Origin of the sequence: Pseudomonas sp. W3I7 (assembly GCF_030816095.1) — a bacterium.
Taxonomy (GTDB): domain Bacteria; phylum Pseudomonadota; class Gammaproteobacteria; order Pseudomonadales; family Pseudomonadaceae; genus Aquipseudomonas; species Aquipseudomonas salomonii.
Genome location: NZ_JAUSXP010000001.1, coordinates 6096394 through 6107181, shown reverse-complemented (window position 1 = coordinate 6107181; position 10788 = coordinate 6096394). Strand labels below are relative to the sequence as shown.

At 61.5% G+C, this 10788-nt stretch carries 8 protein-coding genes; all 8 read left to right on the top strand.

Annotated elements, in window-relative coordinates:
- The first annotated feature begins 125 nt into the window (after positions 1-125).
- The 8 genes from QF043_RS27985 (at position 126) to QF043_RS27950 (ending at position 10784) form a co-directional block, all read left to right on the top strand.
- A complete protein-coding gene (locus QF043_RS27985) occupies positions 126-1484 on the top strand; it encodes a TolC family outer membrane protein (protein ID WP_307420968.1) in 1359 nt (452 codons plus the stop codon).
- 41 nt (positions 1485-1525) lie between these two features.
- Positions 1526-3682 carry a type I secretion system permease/ATPase gene (locus QF043_RS27980; protein WP_056858202.1) on the top strand — a complete coding sequence of 719 codons (2157 nt, stop codon included), beginning with the start codon at positions 1526-1528 and terminating at the stop codon, positions 3680-3682.
- The gene (locus tag QF043_RS27975) at positions 3672-5036 is read left to right on the top strand and encodes an HlyD family type I secretion periplasmic adaptor subunit (protein ID WP_056858083.1); all 1365 of its coding nucleotides are present in this window, start codon (positions 3672-3674) and stop codon (positions 5034-5036) included. Before QF043_RS27980 ends, QF043_RS27975 begins: the two co-directional genes overlap by 11 nt.
- 214 nt (positions 5037-5250) lie before the next feature.
- Positions 5251-6144: a TauD/TfdA family dioxygenase gene (locus QF043_RS27970; protein WP_307420966.1), complete on the top strand. Its 894-nt coding sequence runs from the start codon at positions 5251-5253 to the stop codon at positions 6142-6144.
- A 20-nt stretch (positions 6145-6164) separates the two neighbouring features.
- A complete protein-coding gene (locus QF043_RS27965; protein WP_017136617.1) occupies positions 6165-7016 on the top strand; it encodes an ABC transporter ATP-binding protein in 852 nt (283 codons plus the stop codon).
- Positions 7017-7027: 11 nt separating this feature from the next.
- Positions 7028-7876, top strand: a complete 849-nt coding sequence (locus QF043_RS27960; RefSeq protein WP_307420964.1) for an ABC transporter permease — start codon at positions 7028-7030, stop codon at positions 7874-7876.
- Between the two features lie 60 nt (positions 7877-7936).
- Positions 7937-8860: a LysR family transcriptional regulator gene (locus QF043_RS27955; RefSeq protein ID WP_307420963.1), complete on the top strand. Its 924-nt coding sequence runs from the start codon at positions 7937-7939 to the stop codon at positions 8858-8860.
- 388 nt (positions 8861-9248) lie between these two features.
- Positions 9249-10784 (top strand): MFS transporter, encoded by a 1536-nt coding sequence (locus QF043_RS27950; protein WP_307420962.1) that lies wholly within the window; start codon positions 9249-9251, stop codon positions 10782-10784.
- The last annotated feature ends 4 nt before the right edge of the window (positions 10785-10788 follow it).

Below are 10788 nucleotides of genomic sequence, written 5' to 3'. Positions count from 1 at the left end.
TCCTACATGTGTGAAGCAGTTCCGCTTTTTGAACTTTCCGACGTACGGTCATTACGGTAGCCATTATCCGACGCAGCGAGGCCAATCGCTGTGATTTGAGACAAGAAGTCCTGGGGAATTTTTTAATGCGTCTGCACCTGTTCAAGGCAATACCGTTCGTACTCGCCGCCGGTTTCGTACAAGCCCAAACATTGCCCCAGGCCATGCAGCAGGCGCTGGATGTGCACCCGGAAATCCAAGCCGGTGTGAACAGCCGAATTGCCGCCGATTACCAACTGCGCGCCGCTCAAGGTGGTTACTTGCCACGCGTTGACCTGAACGCCGGTTACGGTCGTGAAGGCACCGACAACTCCACCACCCGCGCCGCCAGCGGCCCGAACGGCAACCAGTGGGACACCCACAACCGCGGCGAAGCGAGCCTGCGTCTGCAACAGATGATCTTTGACGGTTTCGCCACCTCCAGCGAAGTCGGGCGCCAACAAGCCAACGTCAACTCCCGTGCTTATTCCTTGCTCGGCACCTCCGAGCGCACCGGTTTGACCGTCGCCCAGGTCTACCTGGACGTGTTGACCCGCCGCGAATTCGTGCGCCTGGCCGAAGAGAACCTGCGCAACCACGAACGCATCTACGACCAGATCAAATTGCGCACCCAGCGCGGTGTCGGCAACGGTGCCGACCAGGACCAGGCCGAAGCGCGTTTGGCCCAGGCCCGCAACAACCTGATCACCGAGCAGACCAACCTGGCCGACTCCCAGGTCAACTACCTCAGCGCCGTCGGCCAGATGCCCGATCAGCTTGAGCGCCCAGCGCCCTTTATGGCCATGCTGCCGGCGGACCTGAATGAAGCCCGGCGCCAGATGCTCGATAACAGCCCGATCCTGCGTTCGGCCGAGTCGGATATCTCCGCCGCCGAGAGCCAGTACGAAGCTGCCAAGTCGCCCTTCTACCCGCGCTTTGATGCCGAGCTTGGTACCAATGCCGACAACAACGTCGGCGGCGATGCCGGCCACAGCAATGGCTGGGAAGCCATGGTGCGCATGCGCTTCAACCTGTTTGCCGGTGGCAGCAACAAGGCCGACCTGCAGTCCAAGTCGTACCAGTCCAGCCAAGCCCTGGATATCCGCAACAACGCCTTGCGCCAACTCAATGAAGAACTGGGCCTGGCCTGGAACGCCTTGAACAACGCCAATGCGCAGTTGCCGGTTGCCCAGCAATACGTCGACCACAGCACCCGCGTGCGCACGTCTTACCAGCAGCAGTTCAGCCTGGGCCAACGAACCCTGCTCGACTTGCTCGACAGTGAGAACGAGTTGTTCACCGCTTCCCGTCGTCTGGAAGAGATCAAGAACATTCAGTTATTTACTCAGTATCGAATCAAGGCGACCATGGGCGAATTGCTCAAAAGCCAGGGCGTAGTCGCACCGATGGCGTCCGTCGTACAGAACGACGTGAAACCTAAAGTCCAACTGCCTGGGATGAATTGAGTCACCCCAATAGCCCCATCTGTTAGTCGAGAGTGCACCGCGTGGAATCCGAAGTCAGTCGAGTTCATCTCAGTCATGATCCACGCACGCTGCACGACGACCCGTTACTGGACGGGTTGTTGGCACTCTGTGCCCTGCATCAAAAGCCCGCCAGCGCGGCCATGCTCACCACCGGTTTGCCGCTGCCGTCGCAGCGCCTGAGTGCCGAGTTGCTGCCGCGTGCAGCCGCGCGTGCCGGGCTGCAAGGCCGGGTGTTGCAGCGCAAGCTGGAGCAGATCCCGACGATTGCACTGCCGGCGCTGCTGCTGCTCAAGGACGGCCGCAGTACCGTGCTGGTGGGTTGGCAAGGCGAAGACGAAGCACGCATCCTGCTCAGCGAAAGCGACGGCGGTGAAGTGCTGATCAAACGTGAGCTGCTGGCCGACGACTACATCGGCAAGGTCTTCTTCGCCCAGCCGCAGCACAAATTCGACGTCAACCACGGCACCCTGATTCCTCGGGCGCGCTCGTGGTTTCGCGACACGCTCAAACGTTCGCGCTGGCTCTACACCGACGCCATCGCCGCGAGCTTTTTGATCAACATCATCGCCATGGCCGCGCCGCTGTTTGTGATGAACGTGTACGACCGTGTCGTGCCAAACCAGGCCACCGCCACCCTCTGGGTGCTGGCCGTGGGTATCTGCGGCGCCTACCTGTTCGACCTGGTGCTCAAAAGCCTGCGCAGTTTGTGCCTGGACCTGGCCGGCAAGAAAACCGACCTGATCATCTCGGCCACGCTGTTCGAGCGCATTGTCGGCATGTCCATGAAGTACCGCCCGGCACGGGTTGGCAGCTTCGCGCAGAACATCCATGAGTTTCAGAGCCTGCGTGATTTCCTCGCATCCTTGACCCTCACCAGTCTGATCGACCTGCCGTTCACGCTGCTGATTTTCCTGGTGATCGCCATCCTGGGCGGGCACCTGGTGTGGATCCCGGTACTGGCGTTCCCGCTGGCATTGGGCATCGGCTACGCCCTGCAGAAACCGCTGGTGGCGACCATGGAACGGACCATGGCCCTGGCCGCCGAGCGTCAGTCCAGCCTGATCGAAACCCTCGCCGGGCTCGACGCGGTCAAGGTCAACAACGCCGAGAGCGAGCGCCAGTACGGCTGGGAGCAGACCATCGGCACCCTCAGCCGCCTTGAGCTGCGCGTGAAGTTGCTGTCGGGCCTGTCGATGAACATGACCTTGCTCATCCAGCAACTGGCCGGCGTGATCATGATCGTCTTCGGCGTGTACCAGATTATCGACGGCAACCTCAGCATGGGCGGCCTGATTGCCTGCTACATGCTCAGTGGCCGCGCTTTGAGCCCGCTGGCCTCGCTGTCGGGCCTGCTGACCCGTTACCAGCAAGCCAAGGTCACCATGACCTCGGTGGACCAGATGATGGAGCTGCCCCAGGAGCGCAATTTCGAAGAGCGCCCCATGAGCCGCCGCACCCTGCAAGGCGCCATCGAGTGCCGTGGCCTGAACTTTACGTACCCGAACCAGCAGAACGCCGCGCTGAAAAATATCAACCTGGTGATCAAGCCGGGCGAGAAAATCGGCATCATCGGCCGCAGTGGCTCGGGCAAAAGCTCCCTGGCCAAGCTGATTGTCGGCCTGTACCAGCCCGACTCAGGCGCCTTGCTGGTGGACGGTGTGGACGTGCGCCAGATCGACGTGAGCGAGCTGCGCCACAACATCGGCTACGTCGCTCAGGACATTCAATTGCTGGCCGGCACCCTGCGCGACAATCTGGTGTCCGGTGCGCGCTATGTAGAAGACGAAATGGTCCTGCAAGCCGCGGAATTGGCCGGCGTGCACGAATTCGCGCGCCTGCACCCACAAGGTTATGAACTGCAAGTGGGCGAGCGCGGGCAGAACCTGTCCGGCGGCCAGCGCCAGAACGTCGCCCTGGCCCGTGCGCTGCTGCTCAACCCGCCCATCCTGCTGCTGGACGAACCCACCAGTGCCATGGACAACACCGGTGAAGAACGCTTGAAACAACGCCTGCAAGCCGTGGTGCAAAACAAGACCGTGGTGCTGGTGACGCACCGTGCCTCACTGCTCTCGCTGGTGGACCGCCTGTTGGTGGTCGACCGTGGGCAGATCCTCGCAGACGGCCCGAAAGCCGTGGTTATGGAAGCGTTGAAAAAGGGGCAGATCAGTGTTGCTTAACTCCATCAAAAGCGCGGTTGGCCGTTACTTCAAAGGCACCGACTCGCTGCAGGGCCAGCCCCTGCCTGAAGTCAACAAAGCGCTGATCGAAGATGCGCCGCGGGTAATCCGCCTGACCATCTGGGCCATCATTGCGTTCTTCGTCTTCCTGGTGACCTGGGCCGGTTTTTCCAGCATCGACGAAGTTACCCGAGGCGACGGCAAGGCGATTCCGTCGTCCAAGCTGCAAAAAATCCAGAACCTGGAAGGCGGCATTGTCTCCGAGCTGTATGTGAAGGAAGGCCAGATCGTCGAAGCCGGTGCGCCGTTGATTCGCCTCGACGACACTCGGTTTGTCTCCAATGCCGGCGAAACCGAAGCGTTGCGCCTGGCCATGCAACTGCGCGTTGAGCGCCTGAGTGCGCAGGTGGATGACCGCCCGCTCAACATCCCCGACGACGTGCTCAAGGCCGCGCCCAGCCAGGCCGCCAACGAGCGCTCGCTGTATGAAAGCCGCCGTCAGCAATTAAAAGACGAAGTCGGTGGTTTGCAGGAGCAACTGGTGCAGCGCCAGCAGGAACTGCGCGAATTTACCTCCAAGCAAGGCCAGTACCGCAGCCAGTTGTCCCTGCAACGCCAGGAAATCAACATGTCCGAGCCGTTGGTGGCCCAGGGCGCGGTATCGCCGGTGGAAGTGCTGCGCCTCAAGCGCGCCGAGATGGAAACCCGTGGTCAGCTGGACGCCACTACCCTGGCGATCCCGCGCGCCGAGTCGGCGATCAAGGAAGTGCAGCGCAAAATCGACGAAACCCGTGGCAAATTCCGCAGCGAAGCCCTGACCCAACTCAACGAAGCCCGCACCGAGCTGAACAAGGCCGAGTCCACCGGCCGTGCCCTGGAAGATCGGGTCAGCCGTACCCTGGTCACCTCGCCGGTGCGCGGCATCGTCAAGCAGCTGTTGGTCAACACCGTCGGTGGCGTGATTCAGCCGGGCAGCGACATGGTCGAAATCGTGCCCCTCAATGACACCCTGCTGGTGGAAGCCAAGATCCGCCCGCAAGACATCGCCTTCCTGCATCCTGGGCAAGAGGCGATCGTCAAGTTCACCGCCTATGACTACACCATCTATGGCGGCCTGAAGGCCAAGCTTGAGCGCATCGGTGCCGACACCATCACCGATGAAGACAAGAAAACCACTTACTACATGATCACCCTGCGCACCGACCGCAGCCACTTGGGCACTGATGAGAAGCCGTTGTTGATCATCCCCGGCATGGTGGCCTCGGTGGACATCATCACCGGCAAGAAAAGCATCCTCAGCTACCTGCTCAAGCCGATCATCAAGGCGCGGGCCGAGGCGTTGCACGAGCGTTGATCTTCAGCGTCTGTCAGGGCCTCATCGCAGGCAAGCCAGCTCCCACATTTTGATTTGTGAACACATCCGAATGTGGGAGCTGGCTTGCCTGCGATAGCGTCGTCAGCCCCACCGCAGATCCCAACCCTAAAGCATATCGATATTCGCTAACGGTATTTAAGCTTCCATTCTTATACCTATAAATTCACTCCCCTGTCCGACCGGGAGTGCCCTCATGTCCGCCACCTCTACTGTTCCAACAGCGACCCCAGCCACCCAATCTTTCGAGATTCGCCCACTGCCCGGCAGCGTCGGCGCCGAGGTCATCGGCCTGGACTTGTCCCGCCCGGTCAACGACACGGACTTCGCCCGCATTCACCGCGCGCACCTGAACCACCATGTCGTAGTGTTCCGCGACCAACGCATTACCCCCGAACAACAGATCGCCTTCAGCCGCCGCTTCGGCGTGCTGCAGATCCACGTGCTCAAACAGTTCCTGCTGGCCAACCACCCGGAAATCCTGATCGTCTCCAACATCATCGAGAACGGCCAATCCATCGGCCTGGGCGATGCGGGTAAATTCTGGCATTCGGACCTCTCCTATAAAGAGCTGCCCAGCCTCGGCTCGATGCTGCATGCCCAGGAACTGCCATCCGAAGGCGGCGACACCCTGTTCGCCGACATGCACAAAGCCTGGGATCAACTGCCCGAGCACCTGCGCAAAGCCGTGGAAGGCCGCAGCGCCGCGCACTCCTACACCGCGCGTTACAGCGAAACCAAATTCGAAGGCAACTGGCGCCCAACCCTCACGCCCGAACAGTTGGCTCAGGTGGCGGAGGTAGTCCACCCGATTGTGCGCACCCATCCGGAAAACGGCCGCAAAGCCCTGTTCGTCAGCGAAGGTTTCACCACCCGTATCGTCGGCCTGCCGGAAGACGAAAGCCGCGACCTTCTGGCCCAGCTCTACGCCCACAGCGTGCTGCCGCAGAACATCTACCGCCACCAGTGGCAGCCCCACGACATGGTGTTCTGGGACAACCGCTCGCTGATCCACCTGGCCGCCGGTTGCCCGAGCCACCTGCGCCGCAAACTGTTTCGCACCACCATCCAGGGCGATGCGCCTTTCTGATTCCCGGCAAGAGAGTTGACATGAACGCGCCCCTGCAAGGCCACGCGGCCAGCACCCTGAGTACCGCCAAACCGCTATTGGCGGTGGACAACGTCAGCCTCGAATACCGCACGCCCGAGCGCGTGGTGCGGGCCACGCACCAGGTCAGTTTCGAAATCGACCCGGCCGACCGTTACGTGCTGCTCGGCCCTTCGGGGTGCGGCAAATCCACCTTGCTCAAGTCCATCGCCGGGTTTATCAAACCTTGCGAAGGCGAGATTCGTCTGTTGGGGCAAAAGGTCGACGAACCCGGGCCGGATCGCATTGTGGTGTTCCAGGAATTCGACCAGCTGCCACCGTGGAAAACCGTCAAACAGAACGTGATGTTCCCGCTGTTGGCCTCCAAGACCCTCAAACGCCGCGAAGCTGAAGAACGCGCGCTGCACTACCTGGAAAAAGTCGGCCTCAGTGCCTTTGCCGACGCCTACCCGCACACCCTGTCCGGCGGCATGAAAGCCCGTGTGGCCATCGCCCGCGCCTTGGCCATGCAACCGAAAATCCTGCTGATGGACGAACCCTTCGCCGCCCTCGATGCCCTGACCCGGCGCAAGATGCAGGAGGAATTACTGCTGCTGTGGGAAGAGGTGCGCTTCACCCTGTTGTTCGTCACCCATTCCATCGAAGAGGCGCTGGTGGTGGGCAACCGCATCCTGTTGTTGTCGCCGCACCCCGGGCGCGTGCGGGCAGAAATCCACAGCCATCAATACGACCTGCACAGCCTCGGCGGTGTGGAATTCCAGGCGTCGGCGCGGCGTATTCATCGCCTGCTGTTCGATGAAGCGCCCGAAGCCGAACGTGAGTTGGGTTTCGCCGATATCCGCATTGCTTACTAAGGGGCCGCACCATGCGCCAGGAATTTGAAATCACCCTCGAACCACTGCTCAGCGTCCCCGTCGAGCGCGAACTGCCGCTGCGCCAACGCCTGTGGCAACAAGGCTGGCTGCGCAAGGGCTTGATCCTGATCGTGCTCGCGATTCTCTGGGAGGCGGTCGCCCGCTACCAGAACAACGACCTGCTACTGCCGAGCTTTTTGCAGACCTCCCAGGCGTTGTTCGACGGCTTGCTCAGCGGCGAACTGTTGAGCAAGGTCTGGATCTCGCTGGCGGTGCTGATCAAGGGCTACCTGATCGGCATCGTGTTGGCGTTTGCCCTCACCACCTTGGCCGTGTCCACGCAATTGGGCCGCGACCTGCTCAGTACCCTGACGTCGATGTTCAACCCGCTGCCGGCGATTGCCCTGCTGCCGCTGGCGCTGTTGTGGTTTGGCCTGGGGCAGAACAGCCTGATCTTTGTGCTGGTGCATTCGGTGCTGTGGGCGTTGGCGCTGAACACCTATTCGGGGTTTCTCGGCGTGTCCGACACCCTGCGCATGGCCGGTCGCAACTATGGCCTCAAGGGCATGCGTTTTGTGTTGTTCATCCTGATTCCGGCGGCGCTGCCGTCGATCCTGGCCGGCCTGAAAATCGGCTGGGCCTTTGCCTGGCGCACATTGATCGCCGCTGAACTGGTGTTCGGCGCCACCAGCGGTAAAGGCGGGCTGGGGTGGTACATCTTCCAGAACCGCAACGAGCTGTATACCGATAAAGTGTTCGCCGGTTTGGCTGTGGTGATCCTCATCGGTTTGCTGGTGGAAAACCTGGTGTTTGATACCTTCGAGCGTCTCACCGTAAAGCGTTGGGGCATGCAGCGCTGAGCCACTGATCCCTGCTAGGATTGCGTGCAATTCACTCCCCACTGATCACGAGTGCTTGGCATGCAACTACCGGACATGAACCTGTTGGTCGCCCTCGACGCCTTGCTCGACGAGGGCAGTGTGGTCGGCGCCGCGCGGCGAATGAACCTCAGCCCGGCGGCCATGAGCCGTACCCTTACGCGGATTCGCGAGGCGGTGGGCGACCCGATCCTGGTGCGTGCCGGTCGCGGCCTGGTGCCGACGCCCAAGGCCTTGCAGTTGCAAGGCCAGGTGCGCAACGTGGTGGAACAGGCGGCGTTGCTGTTTCGTTCGGCGGACGAGGTGGACCTCAGCACCTTGCGCCGCCGCTTCAGCGTGAGGGCCAACGACTTTTTTGTCGGCGTGTATGGTGGCCGGTTGTTTGACACCATGGAGCGCATGGCGCCGCTGTGCGAGCTGTGCTTTGTGCCAGAAGGCGATACCGACGACGACGCGCTGCGCGAAGGGCGCCTGGACCTGCGCGTGAGCAATACATTGCCGGCCAGCCCCGAGGTGAAGGTACAGAATTTGTTTTCCACCACCTTCGTCGGTTTGGCGCGGCAAGATCACCCGCTGTTCGACGAAGAAATCACCGCCGCACGGTTTGCCAGTTATTCCCATATCAGCATTTCGCGACGCGGCATCGCCCGTGGCCCGATTGACACTGCGCTGAATGCCCAAGGCCTGGAGCGCCGCGTGGCCATGATCGCCCCAGGCTTTCACGGCGCGATGTTCATGCTGCCCGACTCCGATCTACTGCTGCCCGTGCCAAAGGAAGCGTTGCTGAGCGCCAACCGCCTGAGGCTGCCGTTGCGCGCCTTTCCGTTGCCTATCTCTTTGCCGACCTTGGTATTGGCCCAATCCTGGCACCCACGCTTCGACAAAGACCCGGCCCATAAATGGCTACGCGAGACCATGCGCGAGAGCTGCCATGCCACCTGGCTCGAAGCCCAGCCCAGCAGCTGAGATGCACTTGATTCATGTGGGAGCTGGCTTGCCTGCGATGGCGGTCTGACTGTGTAGGGATTCATTGCCTGACCCACGGCTTACACAACTTTTAAAGGCAGCCAATTACCCTTGTGGCGAGCAGGCTTGCCCTGCGTTGGGCTGCGAAGCAGCCCCAGTAAAGGCACTGCAGTTTTTCCTGAAAGTACTCAGCGTCTGGGTTTGGGGCCGCTTCGCAGCCCAACGCAGGGCAAGCCTGCTCGCCACAACAGCTCACTTGCCACAGACTTCGTGTTTACCCTCTTAGGATTGCGTCTGGCGCACTTATAAGCTTCCAACAAGTAACTTTTTTGTCATGTATGCACCGCATTAAACTGCTCGGGTATTTCTAATTCCGAGTTGCGCGTTCATGACATCCCTCGCGGCCCCCGCTCTCCAGGCTGCAGCCAAACCCACTGCCCTGAGCCCACCTGTGTTCGGCCCGCGCATCATCATCGGCTTGGTCGGTGTGTTGTTGGCGGTGCTGGTCTCGGGTCTCAATGAGATGGTCACCAAGGTAGCCCTCGCGGATATTCGCGGTGCGCTGTTCATCGGCTTTGACGAAGGCACCTGGCTGGTTGCGGCCTACACGGCCACCTCCGTGGCGGCCATGGCCTTTGCGCCGTGGTGTTCGGTGACCTTTTCCCTGCGACGCTTCACCCTGTGCGCCATCGGCCTGTTTACCTTGCTGGGCATCCTGTGCCCGTTTGCGCCGAACTACGAAAGCCTGTTGATACTGCGAACCATGCAAGGCCTGGCCGGCGGCGCATTGCCGCCGATGTTGATGACCGTGGCGCTGCGTTTCCTGCCGGCCCACGTCAAGCTCTACGGCCTGGCCGGTTACGCACTCACCGCCACGTTCGGCCCGAGCCTGGGCACGCCGCTGGCGGCGTTGTGGACCGAATACGTCGGCTGGCAATGGGCGTTCTGGCAGATCGTCGGGCCGTGCCTGCTGGCGATGGTCGCGGTGGCTTACGGCTTGCCGCAAGACCCGCTGCGTCTGGAGCGCTTCAAGCAGTTCAACTGGCGCGGCCTGCTGCTGGGTTTTCCGGCGATCTGCATGCTGGTCATCGGCCTGTTGCAGGGCAATCGCCTGGACTGGTTCGAATCCGGCCTGATCACCTTTCTGCTGATCGGCGGCGGCGTGTTGCTGGTGCTGTTCATGCTCAATGAATGGTCGCACCCCGTGCCGTTTTTCAAGTTGCAGATGCTCGGCCTGCGCAACCTGGCGTTCGCCCTGATCGTGCTGGCGGGCGTGCTGATGGTGCTGACCTCGGTGATCATCATCCCGTCGAGTTTTCTCGCTCAGGTGCAGGGTTACCGGCCACTGCAAACCGCGCCGGTGATGCTGCTGATGGCGTTGCCGCAGTTGATTGCGCTGCCGCTGGTGGCGGCGCTGTGCAACCTGCGTTGGGTCGATTGCCGCTGGGTGCTGGGCCTTGGTTTGAGCATGCTGGTGCTGTGCTGCATCGGCAGTTCACACCTCACCTCGGCGTGGATACGTGACGATTTTTACGGCTGGTACCTGCTGCAGATTTTCGGCCAGCCCATGGCCGTATTGCCGTTGCTGATGCTCTCTACCGGCAGCATCCAGCCGATGGACGGGCCGTTCGCCTCGGCCTGGTTCAACACCGTCAAAGGCCTCGCTGCGGTCATCGCCACGGCCGTGCTCGACACCCTGACCACCCTGCGTGAGCACTTCCATTCGACCCTGCTCGTGGACCACCTGGGCAACTCGCCCCTGGCCGACAGCGACGCGCCTGGCCTTGCCCAGCGCCTGCACCAGCAGGCGGTGGTGCTGACTTCTTCGGACCTCTATTACGTCATGGCCGGTGTCGCGGTGGCGTTGATCCTGCTGATTTTCTGGATGCCCACGCGGATCTTTCCGCCTCGCGCACCGACCTAGCCTC